25 protein-coding genes are annotated in these 22,273 nt (G+C 66.8%); 16 read left to right on the top strand and 9 right to left on the bottom strand.

What is annotated here, in order from left to right; translation table 11 throughout:
- Positions 1–82 precede the first annotated feature (82 nt).
- Positions 83–1,057 carry a DnaJ C-terminal domain-containing protein gene (locus AC1VV3_RS09910; protein ID WP_132269921.1) on the bottom strand — a complete coding sequence of 325 codons (975 nt, stop codon included), beginning with the start codon at positions 1,055–1,057 and terminating at the stop codon, positions 83–85.
- Positions 1,058–1,231: 174 nt separating this feature from the next.
- On the opposite strand from AC1VV3_RS09910, the gene pdxH reads away from it, so the two are divergent.
- The 12 genes from pdxH to AC1VV3_RS09970 all read left to right on the top strand — a co-directional run bounded on the left by pdxH (position 1,232) and on the right by AC1VV3_RS09970 (position 12,939).
- Positions 1,232–1,849, top strand: coding sequence for a pyridoxamine 5'-phosphate oxidase (pdxH, locus tag AC1VV3_RS09915; RefSeq protein ID WP_442047030.1), 618 nt, complete (start codon positions 1,232–1,234; stop codon positions 1,847–1,849).
- Between the two features lie 8 nt (positions 1,850–1,857).
- Complete coding sequence (locus tag AC1VV3_RS09920; protein WP_482961663.1) at positions 1,858–2,787, top strand: cation diffusion facilitator family transporter; 930 nt, start codon at positions 1,858–1,860, stop codon at positions 2,785–2,787.
- Positions 2,788–2,930: 143 nt separating this feature from the next.
- Entirely contained in the window at positions 2,931–3,665 is a 735-nt protein-coding gene (locus AC1VV3_RS09925; protein ID WP_482961664.1) for a sterol desaturase family protein, read from the top strand.
- A complete protein-coding gene (locus AC1VV3_RS09930) occupies positions 3,632–4,081 on the top strand; it encodes a DUF2141 domain-containing protein (RefSeq protein ID WP_243654466.1) in 450 nt (149 codons plus the stop codon). Before AC1VV3_RS09925 ends, AC1VV3_RS09930 begins: the two co-directional genes overlap by 34 nt.
- A gap of 67 nt (positions 4,082–4,148) precedes the next feature.
- Positions 4,149–5,438: an MFS transporter gene (locus AC1VV3_RS09935; protein ID WP_482961665.1), complete on the top strand. Its 1,290-nt coding sequence runs from the start codon at positions 4,149–4,151 to the stop codon at positions 5,436–5,438.
- A gap of 83 nt (positions 5,439–5,521) precedes the next feature.
- Positions 5,522–6,958 carry a PAS domain-containing protein gene (locus AC1VV3_RS09940; protein WP_482961666.1) on the top strand — a complete coding sequence of 479 codons (1,437 nt, stop codon included), beginning with the start codon at positions 5,522–5,524 and terminating at the stop codon, positions 6,956–6,958.
- A 130-nt stretch (positions 6,959–7,088) separates the two neighbouring features.
- Positions 7,089–8,447, top strand: a complete 1,359-nt coding sequence (locus tag AC1VV3_RS09945) for a M48 family metalloprotease (protein WP_482961667.1) — start codon at positions 7,089–7,091, stop codon at positions 8,445–8,447.
- A 102-nt stretch (positions 8,448–8,549) separates the two neighbouring features.
- The gene (locus AC1VV3_RS09950; protein ID WP_482961668.1) at positions 8,550–9,269 is read left to right on the top strand and encodes a DsbA family protein; all 720 of its coding nucleotides are present in this window, start codon (positions 8,550–8,552) and stop codon (positions 9,267–9,269) included.
- Between the two features lie 63 nt (positions 9,270–9,332).
- Positions 9,333–10,496 carry a sensor histidine kinase gene (locus AC1VV3_RS09955; protein WP_132269935.1) on the top strand — a complete coding sequence of 388 codons (1,164 nt, stop codon included), beginning with the start codon at positions 9,333–9,335 and terminating at the stop codon, positions 10,494–10,496.
- Positions 10,497–10,542: 46 nt separating this feature from the next.
- Complete coding sequence (locus AC1VV3_RS09960) at positions 10,543–11,340, top strand: LytR/AlgR family response regulator transcription factor (protein WP_132269936.1); 798 nt, start codon at positions 10,543–10,545, stop codon at positions 11,338–11,340.
- A gap of 222 nt (positions 11,341–11,562) precedes the next feature.
- Positions 11,563–12,423 carry a carboxylating nicotinate-nucleotide diphosphorylase gene (nadC, locus tag AC1VV3_RS09965; RefSeq protein WP_482961669.1) on the top strand — a complete coding sequence of 287 codons (861 nt, stop codon included), beginning with the start codon at positions 11,563–11,565 and terminating at the stop codon, positions 12,421–12,423.
- 135 nt (positions 12,424–12,558) lie between these two features.
- Positions 12,559–12,939, top strand: a complete 381-nt coding sequence (locus AC1VV3_RS09970; protein ID WP_482961670.1) for a hypothetical protein — start codon at positions 12,559–12,561, stop codon at positions 12,937–12,939.
- Positions 12,940–12,946: 7 nt separating this feature from the next.
- Here AC1VV3_RS09970 and AC1VV3_RS09975 read toward each other — a convergent pair whose 3' ends face one another.
- Entirely contained in the window at positions 12,947–13,402 is a 456-nt protein-coding gene (locus AC1VV3_RS09975; RefSeq protein WP_132269941.1) for a nucleoside deaminase, read from the bottom strand.
- A 114-nt stretch (positions 13,403–13,516) separates the two neighbouring features.
- On the opposite strand from AC1VV3_RS09975, the gene rpmB reads away from it, so the two are divergent.
- A complete protein-coding gene (rpmB, locus tag AC1VV3_RS09980; RefSeq protein WP_132269943.1) occupies positions 13,517–13,801 on the top strand; it encodes a 50S ribosomal protein L28 in 285 nt (94 codons plus the stop codon).
- Between the two features lie 231 nt (positions 13,802–14,032).
- On the opposite strand, the gene AC1VV3_RS09985 is transcribed toward rpmB, so the two are convergent.
- The 4 genes from AC1VV3_RS09985 to xseA form a co-directional block, all read right to left on the bottom strand.
- Positions 14,033–15,013, bottom strand: coding sequence for an esterase-like activity of phytase family protein (locus AC1VV3_RS09985; protein WP_482961671.1), 981 nt, complete (start codon positions 15,011–15,013; stop codon positions 14,033–14,035).
- 91 nt (positions 15,014–15,104) lie between these two features.
- Positions 15,105–16,004 (bottom strand): M23 family metallopeptidase, encoded by a 900-nt coding sequence (locus AC1VV3_RS09990; protein ID WP_482961672.1) that lies wholly within the window; start codon positions 16,002–16,004, stop codon positions 15,105–15,107.
- Positions 16,001–16,204: a DUF2093 domain-containing protein gene (locus tag AC1VV3_RS09995; protein WP_132269946.1), complete on the bottom strand. Its 204-nt coding sequence runs from the start codon at positions 16,202–16,204 to the stop codon at positions 16,001–16,003. The genes AC1VV3_RS09990 and AC1VV3_RS09995 overlap by 4 nt, the downstream gene beginning before the upstream one ends.
- Positions 16,205–16,231: 27 nt before the next feature.
- A complete protein-coding gene (gene xseA / locus AC1VV3_RS10000) occupies positions 16,232–17,749 on the bottom strand; it encodes an exodeoxyribonuclease VII large subunit (protein WP_482961673.1) in 1,518 nt (505 codons plus the stop codon).
- A 5-nt stretch (positions 17,750–17,754) separates the two neighbouring features.
- Here xseA and purD point away from each other — a divergent pair, with 5 nt between their 5' ends.
- Complete coding sequence (purD, locus tag AC1VV3_RS10005; RefSeq protein WP_132269950.1) at positions 17,755–19,041, top strand: phosphoribosylamine--glycine ligase; 1,287 nt, start codon at positions 17,755–17,757, stop codon at positions 19,039–19,041.
- Positions 19,031–19,624: a hypothetical protein gene (locus AC1VV3_RS10010; protein ID WP_442047022.1), complete on the top strand. Its 594-nt coding sequence runs from the start codon at positions 19,031–19,033 to the stop codon at positions 19,622–19,624. Before purD ends, AC1VV3_RS10010 begins: the two co-directional genes overlap by 11 nt.
- On the opposite strand, the gene AC1VV3_RS10015 is transcribed toward AC1VV3_RS10010, so the two are convergent.
- The 3 genes from AC1VV3_RS10015 to AC1VV3_RS10025 form a co-directional block, all read right to left on the bottom strand.
- A complete protein-coding gene (locus AC1VV3_RS10015; protein WP_134094862.1) occupies positions 19,618–20,028 on the bottom strand; it encodes a YqfO family protein in 411 nt (136 codons plus the stop codon). The two genes, AC1VV3_RS10010 and AC1VV3_RS10015, sit on opposite strands and share 7 nt — an antisense overlap.
- Positions 20,025–20,537: a 3'-5' exonuclease gene (locus AC1VV3_RS10020; protein ID WP_482961674.1), complete on the bottom strand. Its 513-nt coding sequence runs from the start codon at positions 20,535–20,537 to the stop codon at positions 20,025–20,027. Before AC1VV3_RS10020 ends, AC1VV3_RS10015 begins: the two co-directional genes overlap by 4 nt.
- A 120-nt stretch (positions 20,538–20,657) precedes the next feature.
- Positions 20,658–21,665 (bottom strand): adenosine kinase, encoded by a 1,008-nt coding sequence (locus AC1VV3_RS10025; protein ID WP_132269957.1) that lies wholly within the window; start codon positions 21,663–21,665, stop codon positions 20,658–20,660.
- A gap of 118 nt (positions 21,666–21,783) precedes the next feature.
- On the opposite strand from AC1VV3_RS10025, the gene AC1VV3_RS10030 reads away from it, so the two are divergent.
- Positions 21,784–22,272, top strand: a complete 489-nt coding sequence (locus tag AC1VV3_RS10030; protein ID WP_431568034.1) for a hypothetical protein — start codon at positions 21,784–21,786, stop codon at positions 22,270–22,272.
- The last annotated feature ends 1 nt before the right edge of the window (position 22,273 follow it).

Here is a 22,273-nt window from a genome sequence, read left to right on the forward strand (position 1 = left end):
GAGATAGGCGCTGAAAAGAGGATATTCAAATTTCGGAAGGGGTTAGGTGGGGCGATCCGCAAAGACATCCCCGCCCGCACCCTCAGATCCCGAGCTTTGCGCGCACGTCGCGTGTATCCTTCCAGCCTTCCAGCCGCTTGGCGAGATCGGCGTCGCTCTCTGGCAAGACGATCTGGAGGCTGATCAGCAGGTCGCCGCGGGCGCCGTCCTTGCGGGACATGCCGCGGCCCTTAAGGCGCAGGACCTTGCCCGAACTCGCCCCGGCCGGAACCGACAACATGACCGCGCCGGCCGCGGTGGGCGCTTTCACCTTGCCGCCGTTCAGCGCCTCGTCGAGGGTGATCGGCAGGTCCACGCGCAAGTCGTCGCCGTCCTGGCGGAAGAAGGCATGGGGCTGGATCTGCAGCGTGACGATGGCATCGCCCGCGCCGCCGGGGCCTTGCTCCCCCTTGCCGGCCAGGCGCATCTGGGTGCCGTCCTCCATGCCGACGGGCAGCTTGAGGTCGATCGTCTTGCCGTCGGACAGGGTGATGCGCTGCGGCTTGAGTTCGGCCGCATCGGTCAGAGGGACGGAAAGGCGATAGTTCACATTGCCGCCGCGCGGCGCCGCGCGGCCGCGTGCACCGCCGGCTCCGCCCATTCCGGCACCGAATCCGCCGGGGCCGCGCTGGCCGGAACCGCCGAAGATGCCGCCGAACAGGTCTTCCAGGTCGATGCCGTCGTTACCGCCGAATCCGCCCGAAAAGCCGCGCTGCCCGCCGGGCCCGCCGCCGAATCCGGCACCCCCGAAGCCGCCGGCTCCGCCGCCGCCGAACCCGCCGAAGCCCATGGGATTGCCTTCGGCATCGATCTCGCCCCGGTCGAACCGGGCCCGCTTGTCCTTGTCGGACAGCAGGTCGTAGGCGCCGGTCACTTCGGAAAAGCGCTCCGCGGCCTTGGGATTGTCCTTGTTGGTATCGGGATGAAGTTCCTTCGCCAGCTTGCGATAGGCGGACTTGATGTCCTTCTCGCTGGCCGTGCGCGATACGCCAAGGGTGGAATAAGGGTCTGCTGCCATGGTTTCCTAGCTAGGTGCGGACGCGCGTTACGGCAAGCGGTGCTTTCCTAGTTCCGGTCACGAGTCTATTGGAACCTTCACGCCCCGCCCTGCCGCCGGGAATCGCCGTGAAATCAGCGAGGTCCGGCCCGGCGCGGCTGCGTTTGACCACAGGCACGATCCCAGGAAGCGAACATGGAAGCTGAACAGGCCCGCGAAGTCATCCCCCACGGCGATCCTTTCGCCCTGTTCAAGGACTGGTACGAAGCCGCGCGCGAGAGCGAGCCCAACGATTCGAACGCCATGGCCCTGGCCACCGCCACGCCGGACGGACTGCCTTCCGTTCGCATGGTCCTGCTCAAGGGCTACGGGCCGGACGGCTTCGTGTTCTATACCAATGGCCATAGCCGCAAGGGCCAGGAAATCGCCGCCAATCCCCATGTCGCGCTGCTGTTCCACTGGAAGAGCCTGCGCCGCCAGATTCGCATCGAAGGCGAACTGGTGCCGGTGACCGCCGCGGAAGCCGATGCCTATTTCCATTCGCGCGCCCGCGATTCGCAGCTGGGCGCCGTCGCTTCCGACCAGTCCGCCCCGCTCGACAGCCGCGAGACGTTCCTGGCCCGCTACGAGGATGTCCGCAGCCGCTTTGGCGAAGGCGAGATCGAGCGGCCGGCCCATTGGACCGGCTATCGCGTGGTGCCCGCCGCCATCGAGTTCTGGCAGGACCGGCCCTATCGCCTCCATGAGCGCCGCCGCTTCGTGCGCGGCGCCGATGCGGCAGGCGGCTGGGTCAGCACGCTCCTCTATCCTTGAGCCCGCCCTTGCACGAACAAGCCAAACTCACCCGCAGCGCCGCTTTCGCCAGCATTGGCGTGGCCGTGCTGCTGCTCGGCCTGAAGGGCTGGGCGGCCTGGTCCACCGGCTCCACGGCGATGCTCGGCAGCCTGGCCGATACCACGCTGGACCTCGTCGCCAGCGTGGCCACGCTGCTGGGCGTGTGGATCGGTGCACAGCCGGCGGACGACAAGCACCGCTTCGGCCACGGCAAGGCCGAGGCGATCGCGGCGATGTTCCAGATCGTGCTGATCTCGATCTCCGCGCTCGCCATCGCCAGCCGCGCGGTGGAGGAATTCCTGGCCAGGAGCCGGGTCGAGAGCGCGGAAAGCGGCATCGCCGTCTCGGCCGTGGCGATCGCGCTGACCCTGGCGCTGGTCGCCTGGCAGCGCCACGTCATCCGCCGCACCGGCAGCATCGCCATCCAGACCGACAGCGTCCACTACCAGTCCGACCTCCTGCTCAACGTGGCGGTGATCGCCGCGCTGGTGCTGGACCAATATGCCGGGCTGAAGGGCGCGGACCCGCTGTTCGGCCTGGGCATCGCCGCGTGGCTGGGCTGGGGCGCCTGGAAGGCCTCGCAGGATGTGCTCGACCAGCTGATGGATCACGAGTGGCCCGAGGAGAAGAAGGACCGCTTTCTCCAGGTGCTGGCCCGCCATCCCGATATTACCGGCGTCCATGACTTGCGCACGCGCACGTCGGGCAACCGGGACTTCGTGCAGTTCCACGTCTGGGTCGATCCGAACATGACCGTTCGCGAGGCGCACCGGGTGATGGACGAGCTGGAACACCGGCTCTGCGACGAATTTCCGGATACCGAGATCCTGATTCATCCCGATCCCGAGGGTTTGGTCGACGAAGCCGGTGCGGCCGGGCTCGACGTGCTGCCGCCGATCCGGGTTTCCCCGGATTGAGCGCAGGGGCCGCACTGGCTGGACCTGCCCCACTTGCCGCCTCATCCTGAACCAGGTCCGGGACGACGCGCCTTTGGCGGTGAGAGCATCGGCGCCGCAAATTCGACTGGCTTCAATATCGCCCACCGCGCATAAGCCCCGACATGTCAGCGATTTCCGGTCCCGGCCTGTGGGCGCTCTGCGTTTCCGCCGTCACGATGACGGCGATCGTCGGCTTGCGCTATCTCGGCACCTCGGGCCTCTTCGCCTGGATCACCGCGCGCGCCAGGCCCGGCCTCTATGCCGGGATGGAGGGCCAGATCCGGGGCGAGATCGGCTGGTCGCTGGCCTCCTGCGCGATCTACGGCATTCCTGCGGGCGTGGTGGCCTGGGGCTGGCAGGCCCATGGCTGGACCCGCATCTATGCCGATCCCCTGGCCCTGCCCTTGTGGTGGATGCCGGTATCGCTGTTCATCTACCTGTTCCTGCACGACACCTGGTTCTACTGGACCCACCGCTGGATGCACCGGCCCCGCGTGTTCCGCCGGATGCACGCCGTGCACCACGCCAGCCGCCCGCCCACGGCCTGGGCGGCGATGAGCTTCCATCCGCTGGAGGCGCTGACCGGCGCGGTGGTCGTCCCGGCGCTGGTGTTCCTGGTGCCGATCCATGTCGGGATGCTCGGGCTGGTCCTGACCATCATGACGGTGATGGGAATCGCCAATCACATGGGCTGGGAAATGTTTCCGCAGCGCCTCGTCCATTCGCGTCTCGGCCACTGGTTGATCACGGCCAGCCACCATCACCGCCATCATGAGCTTTATCGATGCAACTACGGCCTCTATTTTCGTTTCTGGGATCATCTGTGCGGCACCGATCGGGGCGTTTCGGCGCCCTGACCCTGCTGGCGGCGGCGCCGATCGTGCTGGGGGCCACGGGGCCGCAGTCGGACGTGTCCGCTGCCGTCACCGGGCTGCGCTCCGCCAAGGGGCAGATCCTGGCCTGCCTGACCGCCGACCCGCAGACCTTCCCCAATTGCGACAAGGACCCCAAGGCCCGCAAGCTGACGATCCCGGCGCAGGGCGAAGTGCGGCTCGATTTCGGCTCGGTGCCCGAAGGCCGCTATGCGATCTCGCTCGTCCATGACGAGAACGGCAACGGCAAGCTGGATACCGCGCTGATGATCCCGCGCGAGGGCTTCGGCTTTTCGCGCGATGCGCCGGTGCGGATGGGCCCGCCCCGTTTCGACAAGGCGGCTTTCGACGTGGGGGACCAGAATACCCGCATGGCGATCAAGATGCGATACCTGCTCTGAACGGCAGAGCGAGCCTTGCCGCCCATCGCGCCGCGGCCTAACCCCGATTCGTGAACAGGCATACTTCATGACCAGGGAAGAGGACATCGTCGAGGAGGTGGTGGATACGGCCACTGCCGGGCTCGTGCCCAAGCCGGTGCACGGCACGTTCTCGCCATTCCGCTATCCCGTGTTCCGGGCGATCTGGATCGCCAACCTCTTCTCGAACATCGGCTCCACGCTCCAGGGCGTCGGCGCTGCCTGGCTGATGACGGAGCTGACCACTTCGCACCAGCTCGTGGCGCTGGTGCAGGCTTCGGCCACGGTGCCGATCATGCTCTTCGGCGTCTTCGCGGGCGCCATTGCCGACAACTACGACCGCCGCCTGGTGATGCTGGCCGCGCAGATCGGCATGCTGACGGTCTCGGCCGCGCTCGCGGTGCTGTCCTGGCTCGGCTGGATGACGCCTTTCCTCCTGCTGGCGTTCACGCTGAGCGTCGGCACCGGCACGGCGCTCAACTCGCCGGCGTGGCAGGCCTCCGTTCGCCAGCAGGTCGCGCGGGACCAGCTTCCCCAGGCCATCGCGCTGAACTCGATCTCGTTCAACATCGCCCGCTCGATCGGCCCTGCCGTGGGCGGCTTGCTGATCTCGCTGTGGAACGTGTCCTTCGCCTTTGCCATCAACGCCGTCAGTTACGTCGGCCTGATCGGCGTGCTGCTCTGGTGGCGGCCCGAGGCGCGGCAGATCGACCGCCGGCCGATCCTGCCCGCCGTGGGCGTGGGCATCCGCTACTGCTTCGGCAACGGCCCCTTGCGACGCCTGCTGATCCGCGGTTTCGCGCTGGGCTTCAGCCTGGCCGCCTACCAGGGTCTGCTTCCCGCCGTGGTGAACGATTCGATGCACGGGTCGGAGATCGACTTCGGCGTCATGCTGGGGCTGTTCGGCATCGGCTCGATCGCCACGGCGCCGTTCATCGGCAGGATTCGCCACGCCATGGGGCTGGAAGGCATCCTCGCGCTGGGTTCGGGAATGTTCATCTTCTCGTTCTGGGCCCTTGCCGCTGCGCATGAGCTGACCTGGGCGCTGACCGCGGCCTTCGTGGCCGGGAGCGCCTGGGTGCTGATCCTCACCACGCTCAACACCGCGGTCCAGCTTCGCTCCCCGGACGAGATCCTGGGGCGGTGCCTGTCGATCTATCAGGCCGTCACGTTCGGCGGCATGGCGCTGGGCGCCTGGACCTGGGGCATGTTCGCGGACTGGAAGAGCCTGGCTTTCGCGCTCCACGCGGCATCCGTCTTCCTGATCGCCTCTTTCGTGATCCTGCGCTTCCTCGCACCGCTGCCGCGCCTGGGCGAAGGCGTGCTGCGTCCGAAATAACGGAACGCCTCCTTTTCGGCGGCTTAAACTTTATTTCACCATGGCCCCTCACAAGGAGGCGGAAGGATCAACGGGGATTAGCGATGGACAGGTTGCGCGGCGGGTTTGCCGATGGGGACGAGCCGGCAATCGGCACCTGGGGCAACTATGCCGAAGCGGGCAACTATGCCGAAGCGCCTGCCCTCGCGCCTGCCATCACCCCCAGCCCGGTTTTTGCCCAGGATGAGCGGCGCATGCAGGTGCGTGCCTACAATTTCTGGGCGAGTCTGCTGGGAGACCGCGCCTTCCCCGATGTCGCCGACCTCGATCCCGCAGCCCTGCCCGATTTCGGCCCGCACGGCGTCCTGCTCGATTTCTCGCAAGGGCTGGAGAATCCCGAGATCGCCTGGCTGGGGGCGGAACTGGCGCAGGAATGCGGCACGGACGGCGCCATCCAGCGGCTGGACGACGTACCCAGTCGCTCGCTGCTGTCCCGCATCACAGATCACTACATGCAGATCCTCGCCAATCAGGCTCCCGTCGGATTCGAGGCCGAGTTCGTGAACCAGCGCGGCGCCACGATCCTCTATCGCGGCATCCTGCTGCCGTTCTCGCGCCACCATCTGGCGATCGACTGCATCTACGGCGTCATCAACTGGAAGGAGCAGGCCGGTTCGCCAACCGGCATGGAGCCGGCGGCTGGTCCGGCCGATCCCATCGATCGCCTGCCGCTGCCCCGCGCGGCGGCCCCGCTGACGGAATGGGCGGACGGCCCGGCGGACGGTGCCTTCGCGCTTCCGCCCGTGGGCTTCGGCAGCGCCGCGCCCCACGCGCTGGACCTCGTCGAAGCCGGGCTGATTACCGGCCTGAATACCGGACTCCCGGAGGACGCCCCCCTCGGCCCCGACCTCGCGGCTTCGGACATTCTGGAACTTACGGCCGACATGGAGCTGGCCGACTGGCTGGCTTCGGCGCGCGAACTGGCACAGGCGGCGCACCGCGCGGAGGATCGCTCGCGCCAGGCGCTCTATGCGGCGCTCGGCCGCGCCTACGACTTTGCGCTGGCCGCAGAGCAGGCGCCGGAGGACTATGCCGAACTCGTGCAGGATGCCGGGCTGAAAGTGCAGGAGCGGGCGCCGCTGATGCCGCTCGTCAAGCTCGTCTTCGGTGCCGACTACGACAAGACGCGCCTGACCGAATTCGCCACCGTGATCGCCCATGGCCGCCGCCTGGGCCTTAAACAGGGCGCGCTGGCCCCGCACATCGCCGGGGCGGACGGCGGCATCAAGGCCCTGGTCCGCGACGAACGCCGCCTCCGCCGCGAGGATGACCGCGATGCGGCCCCCGCCGAATCGCGCCGCGACCGCGTGGCGCGCGGGCTTCGCGCCCTTCAGCCCCTACCGATGGAAGACCTTGGCCGCTCGGGCGAGTTCACCGTGCTGGTGGCCCGGCGCAACGAGGCGGGCGAGCTGGTCCTGCTGGGCGAAGTGGCCGATGACGAGGCCCTGCTCGGCCGCGCTGCCCGGCACCTGCTGGGATGATTCGCAGCGCAGAGCGCTCTTGCCAGCAGGCTTGCCGCCGCTAGGCTGAGGGCTTGATTCGGCAGTTGCCCGATCCGGACGGACAAGCGTCTTCAGCACCGGTTCAGGCCGAAAGGCCCCAGAGTAGAGCATGCCCTTTGCGCGATTTGCCGCACTTCTCCTGAGCTTTCTGGCGCTGCTCGGCTGGTCCGCTGCCCCGGCCAGCGCGCAGTCGATCCTGCGCGATGCAGAGACCGAGGCCCTGCTCAAGGACATGTCGCGCCCGCTGATCACGGCGGCGGGGCTCGATCCCAACCATGTCGACATCGTGCTGGTCAACGATTCCTCGGTGAACGCTTTCGTGGCGGGCGGGCAGGCGGTCTACGTCAACAGCGGGCTGATCAACCAGGCCGATACCGCCGCCGAAGTGCAGGGCGTGATCGCGCACGAGCTGGGCCATGTCACCGGCGGCCATGCCGTGCTCAACCAGGGCGCGCAGCCGGCGTCTAACATCTCCATCCTCTCGCTCCTGCTCGGCGCGGCCGCCGCGGCAGCGGGGGCCGGCGAGGCGGCAATGGGCGTCATCATGGCCGGCCAGCAGGCCGCCATGGGCAAGTACCTGGCCTATAGTCGCTCGCAGGAAGCCTCCGCGGATGCTGCCGGCGCGCAATATCTCTCCGCCGCCGGGATCAGCGGGCGCGGGTCCGTGGAATTCTTCAAGAAGCTGCAGAATCTCGAATTCCGCTATGGATACCGGCCGCAGGAAGGGGACGAGTTCTACTCCACCCACCCGCTCACCGGTGACCGTATCCAGACCTTGCAGGACGTCTACGAGAAGGACCCGGCCTGGGCCAAGCCGGACGATGCCAAGCTCCAGCAGCGGTTCATGCGGATGAAGGCCAAGCTGTTCGGCTACCTGGCCGAGCCGCGCGACGTGTTCCGCGTCTATCCCGAGACGGACAATTCGGTGCCGGCCCACTACGCCCGCGCTTATGCCTTCCACCGCCAGTCGCAGCTCGACCGTGCGCGCGCCGAAACCGATGCGCTGCTGGCGGTCGATGCGAACGATCCCTATTTCCTTGAGCTGAAAGGGCAGATCCTGCTGGAGGCGGGGCAGGCGGCCGAAGCGCTGGTGCCGCTGCGCAAGGCCACGGAACTGACCGGCTACCAGCCGCTGATCGCCACGCTCTTCGGCCATGCCCTGATCGCCACCGAGGATTCCGCCCATTTCGCCGAGGCGCAGACGGTGTTGAAAAACGCCGTCGCGCGGGATCGGGAAAATCCTTTCGCCTGGTATCAGCTCGGCACGATCTACGCCGCCAATGGCGATATGCCGCGCGCCCGGCTGGCCAGCGCCGAGCAGCAATCGCTGACCGGCCAGATGGAAGCCGCGCTGATGAGCGCGCAGGCCGCCGAAGCGGGGCTGCCCACCGGCACGCCGGACTGGCTGCGGGCGCAGGATATCGAGATGCAGGCCCGCGCCGAACTGCAGCGCAAGAAACGGCGATGAATGCCCCGTCCCAGGTCGCAGTCCGGGTCGGACCTTCGGCTCTGGCCGCGGTTCTCATAGCCCGCTAAGGGCAGTGCTCAATTGACAGGATTCTCGACGACGATGGGTAATGGCACGAAGTTCGCAGCGATCGCCGGTTGCATCGCGCTGATCGGCGTCGGTGGCTGGTTCGGCGGCCGGGTGGCGGTTGAGAAGGTCGTTCACGACTATATCCTCGAACACCCCGAAATCCTGCCCCAGGCCATGGACAACCTGCAGCGCAAGCAGGCCAGCCAGCAACTGGCCGGTGTGCGCCAGAATGTGGAGACGCCGTTCCCCGGCGCCGTGCTCGGCAATCCGAACGGCAAGGTCACGCTGATCGAATTCAGCGACTATGCCTGCGGTTATTGCCGCCGCAGCCTGCCCGACGTGGCCCAGCTTCTGACGAAGAACCCCGATCTGCGCATCGTCGTGCGCGAACTGCCGATCATCGGCCCCGAAAGCCCCGCCGCCGCGAAGATGGCGCTGGCCGCGGCCGAACAGGGCAAGTTCCCGCAGTTCCACGATGCCATGTTCGCCATGGGCCAGGTCGACGCCCAGAGCATCGATGCCGCGGCGCAGAAGGCCGGCCTCGACATCGAGCGCGCCCGCAAGGTCGCCGCCGGGCCCGCCGTGGCGCAGGAGCTTTCGCGCAACATGGACATTGCCGGACGCCTTGGCTTCAGCGGTACGCCAAGCTGGGTGGCCGGCGAGCGGCTGATCTCCGGCGCGGTCGGTTTCGACCAGCTGTCCGAGGCGGTCTCCGAGGCGCGCGCCGAACCCAAGGGCGACAAGAAGGGCTGACAAGTCGACTTGCGGAATTATCGGCTGTTTCCGCATGGGCATGATTTCGGCTAGGAAGCGAGAATGAGCGTCCTGCCGATCCAGCCCATTCCTTTCTTCGCCAACAAGGACAAGGCCTTCTGGCGCCTGCAGTTCGTAGGCTGGGGCGGCGCGATGCTGCTTCGCGCCATGTCCACGATCGCCAATGCCCAGCCCCTGTCCTATCTGGTGCTGGTGCTGATCGCGACCGTTACCGGCTTTTCGATCTCGCTGGTGCTGTCCGTCGTCTATCGCGCGCTGATCACCCGACGCGCCCTGGTGACCTGGGGCCTGACAGCGATGATCCTGCCGTTCGCGGTGGGCCTCCACGCCTTCATCGATGCCTGGGTGATCTCGCTTTACCGCACGGACAGCGATTCCAGCTTCGCGCAGCTGTTCATCGGCGTCTTCTATCTGGACGCCACGCTGCTCGGCGCCTGGTCGGCGCTTTACTACGCCATCAATTTCTACCTCCAGGTGGAGGAGCAGAACGACCAGATGATCCGGCTGGAGAATCAGGCGACGCAGGCGCAGCTCGCCATGCTGCGCTACCAGTTGAATCCCCATTTCCTGTTCAACACGCTGAACTCGATTTCCACGCTGGTCCTGCTGAAACAGACCGAGCCGGCCAATGCCATGCTCAGCCGGCTGTCCTCTTTCCTGCGCTACACCCTGATCAACAAGCCGTCCGCCCAGGTCACGGTGGCGCTCGAGGTGGAAACGCTGAAGCTCTACCTCGATATCGAACTGATGCGATTCGAGGAGAGGCTGCGCACCACCTTCAACATCGACCCGGAAACAGAGACCTGTCTCCTGCCCTCGCTGCTGCTTCAGCCTCTGGTCGAAAACTCGATCAAATATGCCGTGACACCGCAGGAATCCGGGGCTGAGATCACGATCGTCACGCAACTCGTCGGGCCGATGCTTCGCATCACCGTCTCGGACACCGGGCCGGGCTTGCAAAGTCCGACGACGGACAACAGGTTGTCGGGCATGACTTACGATGGAGGGGAGCCGGTCTCCACTGGCGTTGGCCTGGCAAATATCCGCGACCGTCTTTCCCAGGCTTATGGCGAGCATCATCGATTCGAGACGATCGAGCCGATCGAAGGCGGATTCGCCGTACTCATCGAACTTCCCGCCGAACGCCAACCCACCCCGGAAGACATGCACGAGCAGCCGCGGCAGCCTGTTTTCGCCGCGCGATGAAACATATTTGGCCCACGTGCGTTAGCCGGGCCGGAGACAATAACTGATGACCATTCGCACGATCCTCGTCGACGACGAGAAACTCGCCATCCAGGGCCTTCAGCTTCGTCTGGAGAAGTATCCGGATGTCGAGATCATCGATACCTGCTCGAACGGCCGCGAGGCCATCCGCAAGATCAAGACCGAAAAGCCCGATCTCGTCTTCCTCGACATCCAGATGCCCGGTTTCGACGGCTTCTCGGTAGTCAAGGGCGTGATGGAGATCGAGCCGCCGCTCTTCGTCTTCGTCACCGCCTATCAGGAACATGCCGTCCGCGCCTTCGAGGCCAATGCCGTCAACTACCTGATGAAGCCGGTGGACGAGACCAAGCTCGACGATACGCTGGCCCGCGTGCGCCAGCGGCTGGCCGAGAAGCGTTCGTCGGACGAGGCGGAGAAGCTCAAGACGGTGCTGGCCGAAGTGGCCCCCGACGCGATCGAGCACATCCCCGAGGAAAGCGACCCCAACGCGGACCGCTACGAAAAGCTCATCAACATCAAGGATCGCGGCCAGATCTTCCGCATCGATGTCGATTCGATCGAGCATATCGAAGCCGCCGGCGACTACATGTGCATCCGCACCGCCGACAATTCGCTGATCCTGCGCGAAACGATGAAGGACCTGGAACGCCGCCTTGACCCGCGCGTGTTCCAGCGCGTCCACCGCTCGACGATCGTCAACCTCAACCAGGTCCGCCAGGTCAAGCCGCATACCAATGGCGAATGCTTCCTGGTGCTCGATTCGGGCGCGCAGGTTAAGGTCAGCCGATCCTACCGCGACGTGATCGCGCGCTTCGTTCACTGATTCCGGAAATGCGGAAGGGCCCCCGGGCTTTTCCGCATTCTCCTTTCACGCTGGGATGCGGAGAGGATAGTCTGCGGCGCAGCCCCTTTTCCGTTGCCGCGCCTTCAGGGCGAGGCTCAGGAGAAAGGCGGGCTTCGCCGCAAGCGCGGTTCCTCTGCGTCTCTGCGCGAATCCTCTCTTCCATACTCGACAACCCCGTCACGACGCGCGAAAGACGCGGGCATGAGCACATTCGCGATCCCGGGTTTCGACCTTGCCGCCTTCGTCGATGCAACGCTTGCCGAGGACCTCGGCGTGGGGCTTCCGGGTGGCGGGCATGACGTTACCTCGGAAAGCGTGATCGAAGCCGGGGCCAGGTTCTCCGGCGTGATGGATTCGCGCGATGCCATCATCGTTGCCGGCCTGCCCCTTGCCGAGGCCTTCTTCCGCACTCTCGATCCCGCGATGGAGATCGAGATTCTCGTCGAGGAAGGCGCCCCGGTCGAACCCGGCGCCAAGCTCATGCGCCTCACCGGCAATGCCCGCGCCATGCTGACCGGCGAGCGTTCCGCTCTCAACACTGTCCAGCACCTCTCCGGCATCGCAACGATGACCCGGGCCTATGTGGATGCCATGGAAGGGCACGCGACGCTGCTCGACACGCGCAAGACCATTCCCGGCCTGCGCCACCTCGAAAAGTACGCGACCCGCATGGGCGGCGCGCGCAATCACCGCATGGGGCTGTGGGACGCGGCCATGATCAAGGACAACCATGTTCTGGTGGCGGGCGGCGTCGGCCCGGCGGTGGCGCGCGCCAAGGCGGCGGGCGTGGCGCAGATCATCTGCGAGGTGGACCATCTCGACCAGATCGAACCCGCCATCGCCGCCGGCGCGCATCACCTCCTGCTCGACAACATGGTGCCGGATACCCTGCGCGAAGCCGTGGCCATCGTCGCAGGCCGCGTGCCGACCGAGGCTTCGGGCGGTGTCAATCTCTCCACGATCGGTGCCATCGCCGCTTCGGGTGTCACCTATGTCTCCGTCGGCCGCCTCACTCAAAGCGCCCCGGCGGCCGATATCGGGCTGGATTTCTCGCCGCTTTAGAAGCGGTTGCGGACGGGAGTGCGCGCCGCCATGTTCCCTCGACCTCGCCCAAAGGGGGGAGGGGAAACGGGGGACACCGCCTTGCGTCCGAATTCCATCATTCAATTCGATCGATTCTTTCTCGGCTCCCTGGTGTTGGCGGGGGTGAATGCCGTCCTGTCGATGCAGGACACGCTTGCCGATCCCAGGCTGGCACGCTCGGGGCTGGGAATGGGCTTCATCGTGGGCATTCAGGTCTTCAGCTTTGCGCTGATGCTGGCGCTGTGGTTCTTCATTTCCCGCAGGGCAGGGAACGCGGCCAGGTGGATACTCACGGTGATGACGGTGCTGGGCATGCTCGTGACGATCCCCATGGTCCCGGTCCTTGCCGAACGCGGGATAGGGAACATGGCTTTCGCGCTGGTCATAACCGCGCTGCAGGTCGCCGCAGTGGCCTTCCTGTTCCGCAGCGATGCCCGCGCCTGGTTCGCCCGCAAGGGCGGCATCGCGCCGGACGACCAGAGCATTTTCAGCTAGTCGCCGGTCACCGTTTCGCCCGGAAGAAGCTGCGGAGCATCTCCGCGGCCTCCGATTCGCCGATTCCCGAATAGACTTCCGGCTTGTGCAGGCACTGGTCGTGCTCGAACACGCGCGCGCCGTGCTCGACCGCGCCGCCCTTGGGATCGGAAGCGGCATAGTAGAGCCGGGCGATTCGCGCGTGGACGATGGCGCCCGCGCACATGGCGCAGGGCTCCAGCGTCACCCATAGCTCGCATCCCTCCAGCCTCTCATTGCCGAGAATCAGCGCCGCGGCGCGAATCGCCTCGATTTCGGCGTGGCTGGTAGGGTCGTGGCGCTCGCGCGGACCGTTGCGGCCGGTGGCGATGACGTTTCCGTCCTTCACGACGACCGCGCCAATCGGCACTTCGCCGGAATCGGCGGCTTCCCGGGCTTGCGCCAGGGCGAGTTCCATGTATTCGGGCAGGGGCCAGCGGGTCATGGCCATGCGCTAGACCTTCAAAAAGCTGTGCGCAACTTGACCTTCACCCGGGGAATCGCTAAGGGCGCGCCTTCCCGTATTTACGGCCACAGACTTTTTCGAGCGAGAGTAGACATGTCCCGCATCTGCGAACTGACCGGCAAGGGCCGCCAGGTCGGCTGCAACGTCAGCCACGCCAACAACAAGACCAAGCGCGTCTTCCTTCCCAACCTTCAGAACGTCACGCTGCTGTCGGACGGTCTTGAGCGCAGCTTCAAGTTCCGCGTCTCGACCCACGGCCTGCGTTCGGTCGAGCACAACGGTGGCCTCGACAACTGGCTGCTGAAGACTTCGGACACGAAGCTGAGCGCGCGCGCCGTCAAGGTGAAGCGCGAGCTGAAGAAGCAGCAGGCCGCCTGATTCTCCCGCTCCCTACGGGGAGCGTGAAGAACACGGTTTCGCAAAAAGGCGTGCAAGCTTGACTTGCGCGCCTTTTCGCATGCCCGGCTGGGATCGGTTTCCCGGTTTGCAGCGCGCCCATTCCTCTTGAATTCCATGAATCCGCCGCGCCGCTGAAGGCGGGGCTCGGTTCCTGTTGTCTCAAGAGCAGGCGGAAGCCGTTTCCGCGCGGCAGCGAATGCCGGTTCGGGCTTACGGCAGTTCGGCTGGGTCGACGCTCATCTTCCACACCAGCGTGCGCTGGAGCGGGGAGAAGTTGTCGTCCGAGATCAGCCAGACGGTCAGCTTGCCGCTCTCCTGCGGGGCGATTGCGATGCCTTCGAAGTTGTCGATGGGCAGATCGGACGAAAGCCGCGCAACCTCGGTGACTTTCCAAGTGCCGCCCGGGCGGATGTCCGCCGGATTGCCGATCGCGATTCGGCCGGCGAATCGTTGCGGCATCGGCCAGATCAGGCGCCGCATCAGGATCAGCAACCGGCCGTCCGGCATTTGCGCCATGTCGGTGGGGCTGAAGCCCGCAGGCGAATCGAGCGTGAAGCCCTGCCCGTTCGGGTTCAGAGTGGGATCTCCGCCGAACAGGGCGGCCTGGTGCAGGTGATCGCTCCAGCCGACATACCCTTCGCGCAGCAGCACGAATCGCCCGTCATGAAGGCGCGTGAGCGCTTCGGGACCGGAATTGACTCCCCAGTCCGCCATGACCGGCGGGCTGGCGCGGCGTTCGATCTCGTAGTCCGGATTCATCCGGTAGACGGCGTTGCGCCCCTCCAGGCCGAGCCAGATCATGCCGGTTTCGTCCTGCGTGGCCGATTCGACATCGCGCGCGGCCTTGTCCGCATCCTTGGAAAGGGGCAGGTCGCCCATGCGGCTTTCCGCCTGCGACTGTCCGGGTGCCCTGAACTCCAGAAATCCGCCCGAATCGCTGAGCGCCAGCATGATGCCGCCGGGCCGCAGCAGCAGCGCGGAATAGCTGCCGAAGGAGTGGGTACGGCTATGCGCCTGCCAGACTTCCTCCAGCTTGAACGATCCCAGACGCGGGTCGGCGCGCCGGGCTGCAGGCAGGGGTAGCTGCTCGAACGACAGTTCGAATGTCTTGAATTTCTTGTGCTGCGGCGCATGCCCCCAGGTCAGCGGCAGCAGGGACAGCAAGACGAGGAGGGCAATGGTGCGGCGCACAAGGGCGGGATAAGCATTCCGGCGAAGGCTGCAACCCGCTTTCGCTGCAGCCTTGCGGAATTGCCGATATTATCGGCGCAATCTCATCGGTTCAGGTCTGGGGGCCGGTGAAGAGGATCGGGTCCAGCCGCGCCTCGTTCCATTTGATCGACCAGTGCAGATGCGGTCCAGTGGCCCGGCCGGACATGCCGATCTTGCCGATCACCTGGCCCTGGCGGACGTGTTCGCCCGGCTTCACCAGGATCTCGGAGCAATGCAGGAAAGCGCTATTGAGGCCCATGCCATGGTCCAGCATCAGCAGGTTGCCTTCGAGCGTGAACGGCTTCTCGGCGGCCAGGATCACCACGCCGTCGGCCGGGGCAACGAAAGGCGTGCCGCTGGTGCCGGTGGCGATGTCGAGACCCGAGTGATAGGCGCCGGGCTCGCCCCGATAGACGCGCTGCGATCCGAAACGGCCGGAAATGCGGCCTTTGGCGGGCCAGATGAAATGTTGGCGCCAGCCCTGGGCGTCGGTCTTCATCGCCCGCGCGGCGTTGATGCGGTCCAGTTCGGGCCGACGCAGGGCCATGAAGGCTTCGGTCGGGCCGCCTGGCTTGCGGGCGATATTGACGTTCTCGATCTGCCAGGCGCGCGGCGAGACGGAAATCGGCTGCGTGATGCGGCGGCCGTTGGCGAGCGTGGCCGTCAGCGTGGCGATGGTGCCGGCATCGCGGTCGAAGGCGGCGAACCAGGTGCCGTCCGGCGCGATCTGCACCGGCTGACCGCCCAGCGCCAGAGCGCTCGTGCCGGCAGGTACTTTGCCGCGGACCCAGCCGCCCTGGGTGAGTTCCCCGCTATAAGTCAGGGTGCCCGGGACAGCCGCAGGCGCCACCGGCGCCGTCGATTGGGCCGCGAGGCCGCTCCACGCCAGCATCGCACCGGCAGCCGCCAGGCCGCCGAGAACCAGCGAGGCCGGGATCAGCGATGCCCTTGAGGCCTTGCGGGCCTTCATGCCTTGGCGGTGAGACGCTTGGTCGCGATTTCGGCGCTGGCGTAAGGCTCCTGGAATTCGGCGCTCCAGTAGCGGAGTTCCTCCAGCGGAATCTTCTCGCCGGTGACGGCGCAGAGCACGAAGTGTCCGCCGCTCAGCACCCGGAAACCATTGGGTCCGTAGGCGAGCTTGGCGGGGCGGTCGGCAGAAGACATAAGCATGGGCGAAATCCTAGCAGAGCCGGCGGTTCAAAACAAATCGCCTTGCCTCGGCTCGCCCGCCTTCGGTCGTGCCGGGCGCTTGGACGCCGGTGTTTCAGGTGCCGGTTCGGCGACGGTTCCAGGCGTCGTGGCGGCCAGGACCGGCGCTTCGGTGCCGACGGCGACCGTCAGTTCGCCGTCCCGGAATTCCAACGTCAGCAGCGATTCCCGCGCCGCCGCTTCGCGACTGGTCAGCGCGCGGCCGTCCGGCCCCTTGGCAAGGACATAGCCCCGCTCCAGCGGGCGCTTCGGGTCAAGCTGCGGCAGCACGCGGGAAACCGGTGCCAGACTGTCGCGCGCCAGAGTCCAGCGGCGGGTCAGCAGGCGCGCGGTCAGGCCGACGCGCGTCAGCCGCTCGTCGCAGCGCTCCACCCGGTGACGCAGCAATGGCAGTGACAGGCGGGAGGCGGTGCGGCCCAGCTGTTCGCGCTTGGCCGCCGCTTCATCGCGCAGGCCGCGGCGCAGGCGTTCGGAAAGTTCGTCGAGCTTCTGCGCCTTGGCGGCGAGAATGGCCTCGGGCCGGGGGAGACGCTGCACCCGCGCTTCCAGTCGTTCGCGGCCGAGCGTGACCGGGCGCAGCGCGCAGCGGCGCTTGCGATAGGCCAGTTCGTCCAGCGTGGCGGCCAGTTCCAGCCGCACCGGCACGGCCATTTCGGCGGCTGCAGTGGGCGTGGGCGCCCGGCGGTCGGCAGCATAGTCGCAAAGCGTGGTGTCGGTTTCGTGCCCGACCGCCGAAATCACGGGAATCGACGATTCCGCCACGGCCCGGACCACGACTTCCTCGTTGAACGACCACAAGTCCTCGATCGAACCGCCACCGCGCGCCACGATCACCAGATCGGGGCGCGGTACCGGGCCGCCGGGCCGGATCGCGGAGAAACCGCGCACGGCATTGGCCACCTGCTGCGCCGAGCCTTCGCCCTGCACGAGGACCGGCCAGACCAGGACGTGGCTGGGGAAGCGGTCGTCCAGGCGGTGGAGAATGTCGCGAATCACGGCGCCGGTGGGGGAGGTGACCACGCCGATCACGCGCGGCAGGAAGGGTAGCTCACGCTTGCGTTCGGGCGCGAACAGCCCTTCGGCGGCAAGGCGGGCGCGCAGCTTTTCCAGCAGCGCCAGCAGTGCGCCTTCGCCGGCGATCTCCATGGTCTCGATGACGACCTGGTATTTGGAGCGGCCGGGATAAGTGGTGAGCTTGCCGGTGGCGATCACCTCGATGCCGTCTTCGGGGCGGAAGGCCAGCCGCTGCGCGCCGCCGCGCCACATGACGCCGTCGATCACCGCCTTGTCGTCCTTGAGCGCGCAGTAGAGGTGGCCCGAGGCCGCCCGCTTCACGCCCGAAAGCTCTCCGCGCAGGCGCACGAAGCCGAAGCGGTCTTCCACGGTGCGCTTTAAAAGGTTCGAAATCTCGCTGATCGAGAGCGGCGCAGCGTTGTCCCCGGCCGCTTGCTTCGCTACCAGCCCACCCGAACGACCATCATCGAATTCGTCGTCATCGAAAGGCACGGCTAATGAACATCCTTCTTCTGGGCTCTGGCGGCCGCGAACATGCGCTGGCCTGGAAGCTGGCGCAATCCCCGCTCTGCGAGACCCTCTGGGCCGCGCCGGGTAACCCGGGCATTGCCGAGGTCGCAAGCTGCATTTCGCTGGATGTCACCGATCACGCGGCCGTCATCGCCTTTTGCGAGAGCAACGTGGTCGGCCTGATCGTCATCGGCCCCGAGGCCCCGCTGGTCGACGGCCTTGCCGATTCCCTGCGCGGCGAGGGTTTCTCGGTGTTCGGACCGAGCCAGGCGGCGGCCCAGCTCGAAGGCTCCAAGGGCTTCACCAAGGACCTGTGCGAACGCGCGGGCATTCCCACCGCCGGTTACGACCGCGTCGCCAACGAAGCGGACGCGATGGCCGCGCTGGCGAAATTCGGGGCGCCGGTGGTGATCAAGGCCGACGGCCTGGCCGCTGGCAAGGGCGTGACCGTGGCGATGACCATGGCCGAAGCCGAGGAAGCCGTGCGCGAGATCTTCTCGGGCCGCTTCGGAGAGGCCGGCGCCGAAGCCGTGATCGAAGAATTCATGGAAGGTGAGGAAGCCAGCTTCTTCGCCCTGACCGACGGTTCCACCATCGTCCCCTTCGCCTCCGCGCAGGACCACAAGCGCGTGGGCGACGGCGACACCGGCCCCAATACCGGCGGCATGGGCGCCTATAGCCCGGCGCCGGTGCTGACGCCGATGCTGGAAGCCGAAGTGCTCGAACGCATCATCGCGCCGACCGTGCGGACGCTGGAAAACGAAGGCACGCCTTACTCCGGCGTGCTGTTTCTGGGCGTGATGCTGACCCGCGAAGGTCCCAAGCTGATCGAATACAACTGCCGCTTCGGCGATCCCGAGTGCCAGGTGATGATGCTGCGCCTCGAATCGGATCTCGTCGAGCTGCTCCATGCCTGCGCCGACAACCGCCTTGCCGCGATCGCGGCGCCGCGCTTCAGCCGCGACACGGCGCTGACCGTCGTGATGGCCGCGAATGGCTACCCCGGCACACCCGAGAAGGGCGGCGCGATCGGCGGCATCGCGGCGGCCGAGGCGGATGGCGCCAAGGTGTTCCACGCCGGCACCGACGTGAAGGACGGCGTGCTCGTCTCCAGCGGTGGCCGCGTGCTCAACGTGACGGCGCGGGGCGCGTCGGTCACCGAGGCGCAGGGCCGGGCCTATGCGGCCGTGGATGCGCTCGATTTTCCGACCGGCTTCTGCCGCCGGGACATCGGCTGGCGCGAAGTGGCGCGCGAGAAGGCCCATGACCAGTAAGGCGGATTCGATCCTGAAGGTGGCGCTGGCGGTGGCGGCGGTGTTTGCCGGCACCGGCGTCGGCTATTACTACGGGGTGTTCCTGCCCGGTCAGGCGTCCCGCCAGGAAGCGCGTGTGGCTGCCGAGCAGGAAGCCCGGCAGAAGCAGGAAGACGCCGTGGCCAAGGCGCAGCAGCGCGAGCAGGCCGAGCAGTCGCGCCGACAGGAAGCGGCTCAGCAGGAGTATCAGGACTGCCTGAACTTCGCGGAGCTGTCCTACAAGCAGCGCTGGACGGCGAGTTGCCGCGCGCAGCACGATGCCGATGTCTCGGCACTGGCCGATTGTGCCGACAACCTGTTCGCCACCGAGGAAGGCTGCCGGGCCAAGGTGCCGATCCGGCCCGAGCGCGACTGCGCCTTGCCGGGGCAGACGGCGCAAAGCTATTCCGACGCCCGCGAGCAGCGCAAGGCCGAGTGCCTCGCGCGGTTCCAGTCAGCCCAACCCGGTGCCCAGCCCAGCACCCAGCCTTTGGCGCCCCAGGGCCAGGCCCTGTCGGAACCGGCGGGGCGGGACGGCGCGATGCCGCAAGCGGATACTTACTGACCGCGCTCGGCCAGCCAGGTCGGTGCGATTTCGATCACCGGGATTTCCCAGGGGTGGGCCGCCATGATGCGGTCCATCGCCTCCAGGAATTCCGGGTCTTCCTCGCTGCAGGGCGCGTGGAGGGACAGGATCACGGTGGGGGAGAGGCTGGTCATGGCCGCTTCGCCCAGCGCCGGTCTTGCGTCCGGCCCGGGCTGGAAGCTCTCCCACCCCAGGCCGATCTCGGCGACTCCCTTGTAGAGGCCGAAATCGCCGAGCGGATTGTCGGCGCGGACGACCGCCAGGATCGCGGCCAGGACCGGGTCGCGCTCGCCGGCGGCGACGTCGCCTGCCAGCATGGCGCGAAAGGTCTCCGGCGAAACCGGAACGTGGATGCGCACCAGCAGGGCTTCGCGAAGATTCATGCGGGCTGTTCCTCGATCAACAGGCGAACGACCAGCGCGAGCCGTTTGGCATCCTCGCGCGCGTGGTGGGCCTTGGGCAGGCGGCGCCTGGCTTCCTCCAGCGCGGCGTCGACCTGCTCTCGGGTAAGGCCGCGCGCGGCCATCCATTCGCCCAGGAAGCGGATCGGGAACGGCAGCTTTTCGTCCAGTTCCTCACACAGCACTTCCAGCCAGAAGCCATCGAGGTCGGCATCGGAATAGACCTCGCACGTACCGACGAACGCCACCATCTCCGCGAAGACTTGCGCGGGCGGCAGTCCGTCGCATGCCAGCATGGCGCGGCTGATGCCGTGGAGCGATTCCGCTTCTTCGGACCAGTCCCAGGTCTGCCAGCGGGGCGGGGGCTTGATCAGCCAGGAGCGGCTTTCCCCGTCGATGCGCGCCACGGCGACCTCGATCGGATAGGACTGGCCATATTCGGGCAGGCAACTCGCCTCGAAGTCGATCAGTGCGGGATCGTGCTTGGCCATGGGCGCTCCGGTTGAGGACGGTGGACCAACGTGTCCTGCGGAGAGGCCGGCGTCAACGCCATGCAAAAAGGGCCCCATTCCTGCGAATGGAGCCCCTTTTTCCAGCCGAAGCCGAAGCGATCAGCCGACGCGTTCGGAAATCAGCGCCTGGAGGTCCGCTTCGGGACGCGCGCCGTAGTGCGAGATGATCTCGCAGGCGCAGATCGCGCCGTACTGCAGGCATTCTTCCAGGCTCTTGCCGCGCACATGGCCGAACAGGAAGCCGGCCGCGAAGAGGTCGCCGGCGCCGGTGGTGTCCACCACGCGCTCGATCGGCTCGGCGCCGACTTCGGCGCGCTGGTCGCCCGAGATCGCGACCGCGCCCTCGGCACCGCGCGTGACGACAAGCACGGGGATCTTCGGAGCGAGCTGGGCGACGCCCTTTTCGAAATCGTCATGACCGACAAGGGCGGCCATCTCGTGCTCGTTGCAGAACAGCACGTCGATCTTGCCGGTGTCGATCAGGTCGAGGAAATCGGCGCGGTGACGGTCGATCACGAAGCATTCGGAAGGCGTGAAGGCGATCTTGCGACCGGCCCCGCGGGCGGCCTCGATGGCCTTGCGCATCGCGGCGCGCGGTTCCTCGGGATCCCAGAGATAGCCTTCGAGATAGAGCACGGCCGCATTGGCGACGGCGCTTTCGTCCAGCGCTTCGGCGGGCAGGTAGTGCGAGGCGCCGAGGAAGGTGTTCATCGTGCGCTGGCCGTCCGGCGTCACGAAGATCAGGCAGCGGGCCGTCGGCGGGTTGCCGGGGCGGGCGGGCACGTCGAAGGCGATGCCGCCGGCGCGGATGTCATGGGTGAAGACGTCGCCCAGCTGGTCTTCCGCGACCTGGCCGATGAAGGCGCACTTCGCACCGAGCGCGGCCAGGCCGGCCAGGGTGTTGGCGGCCGAACCGCCGGAAATCTCGCGGGCCGGGCCCATGGCTTCGTAGAGGCTTTCGGCCTGATCGGCGTCGATCAGCATCATGCCGCCGCGCGAGAGACCAAGCTCGTCGATCAGCGCGTCGCTGCAGTTGGCGATCACGTCGATGATGGCATTGCCGATGGCAATCACGTCGAAAGTGGGCGGCACGGTGGGTTGAGCCATGCGAAAAGGAGTCCTTGGATTGTCTGGAGGTTGTGTCGCGAGTAGCGCGCGGGCCGCCGCTTCGCAAGCGCGGCGAGAGTTGACAGCACCACTGGCCCGCGCAATGCGGTGAGATGTCATGACCCAAGACCGTTCGGCGCTTCACGCCATTCCGATGATCGCTCCCACCCGCCTGCGATGCGCCACCGCCCACTTGCGGGGCGTTGTTGCCGCGGCAGGGCTTGCCGTACTGCTGGCAGGGTGCGCCAGCACGTCCGGCGGCGTGGCCACGGCGCAGCATCCGCCCAAGCGGGGCACGCAGATACCCAATGTGCGCCAGCCGACCCATACCGCGCGGGACCCCAGTTTCCAGGCGATTCCCGGTGCCGAAGGGGTGATCGGATCGAGCGAGAGCCAGCTCGTGCGGATGTTCGGGGAGCCGCGGCTCAACGTCTGGGAAGGCGATGCCCGCAAGCTGCAGTTCACCGGGAAGGCGTGCCTGCTGGACGTCTATCTCTACCCTTCCGCCGCCACGAAGGAGCCGCGCGCATCCTATATCGATGCGCGGCGGGTTTCGGACGGGCAGGATGTCGATCGCGCCGCCTGCATCGCGGCGCTCCGCAAGTAGG

The organism is Novosphingobium sp. BL-S-34, from assembly GCF_056857015.1.

Coding starts and splice junctions, on each gene's coding strand:
- AC1VV3_RS09955 (WP_132269935.1), top strand. CDS start 9,333: ATGAGCGTCCTGCCGATCCAGCCCATTCCTTTCTTCGCCAACAAGGAC.
- AC1VV3_RS09925 (WP_482961664.1), top strand. CDS start 2,931: ATGTCAGCGATTTCCGGTCCCGGCCTGTGGGCGCTCTGCGTTTCCGCC.
- AC1VV3_RS10020 (WP_482961674.1), bottom strand. CDS start 20,537: ATGGCCAAGCACGATCCCGCACTGATCGACTTCGAGGCGAGTTGCCTG.
- AC1VV3_RS09995 (WP_132269946.1), bottom strand. CDS start 16,204: ATGCTTATGTCTTCTGCCGACCGCCCCGCCAAGCTCGCCTACGGACCC.
- AC1VV3_RS09940 (WP_482961666.1), top strand. CDS start 5,522: ATGGACAGGTTGCGCGGCGGGTTTGCCGATGGGGACGAGCCGGCAATC.
- nadC (WP_482961669.1), top strand. CDS start 11,563: ATGAGCACATTCGCGATCCCGGGTTTCGACCTTGCCGCCTTCGTCGAT.
- AC1VV3_RS10010 (WP_442047022.1), top strand. CDS start 19,031: ATGACCAGTAAGGCGGATTCGATCCTGAAGGTGGCGCTGGCGGTGGCG.
- AC1VV3_RS09950 (WP_482961668.1), top strand. CDS start 8,550: ATGGGTAATGGCACGAAGTTCGCAGCGATCGCCGGTTGCATCGCGCTG.
- AC1VV3_RS09960 (WP_132269936.1), top strand. CDS start 10,543: ATGACCATTCGCACGATCCTCGTCGACGACGAGAAACTCGCCATCCAG.
- purD (WP_132269950.1), top strand. CDS start 17,755: ATGAACATCCTTCTTCTGGGCTCTGGCGGCCGCGAACATGCGCTGGCC.
- pdxH (WP_442047030.1), top strand. CDS start 1,232: ATGGAAGCTGAACAGGCCCGCGAAGTCATCCCCCACGGCGATCCTTTC.
- AC1VV3_RS09910 (WP_132269921.1), bottom strand. CDS start 1,057: ATGGCAGCAGACCCTTATTCCACCCTTGGCGTATCGCGCACGGCCAGC.
- AC1VV3_RS10025 (WP_132269957.1), bottom strand. CDS start 21,665: ATGGCTCAACCCACCGTGCCGCCCACTTTCGACGTGATTGCCATCGGC.
- AC1VV3_RS09990 (WP_482961672.1), bottom strand. CDS start 16,004: ATGAAGGCCCGCAAGGCCTCAAGGGCATCGCTGATCCCGGCCTCGCTG.
- AC1VV3_RS09975 (WP_132269941.1), bottom strand. CDS start 13,402: ATGACCCGCTGGCCCCTGCCCGAATACATGGAACTCGCCCTGGCGCAA.
- AC1VV3_RS10030 (WP_431568034.1), top strand. CDS start 21,784: ATGACCCAAGACCGTTCGGCGCTTCACGCCATTCCGATGATCGCTCCC.
- AC1VV3_RS09945 (WP_482961667.1), top strand. CDS start 7,089: ATGCCCTTTGCGCGATTTGCCGCACTTCTCCTGAGCTTTCTGGCGCTG.
- AC1VV3_RS09935 (WP_482961665.1), top strand. CDS start 4,149: ATGACCAGGGAAGAGGACATCGTCGAGGAGGTGGTGGATACGGCCACT.
- rpmB (WP_132269943.1), top strand. CDS start 13,517: ATGTCCCGCATCTGCGAACTGACCGGCAAGGGCCGCCAGGTCGGCTGC.
- AC1VV3_RS10015 (WP_134094862.1), bottom strand. CDS start 20,028: ATGAATCTTCGCGAAGCCCTGCTGGTGCGCATCCACGTTCCGGTTTCG.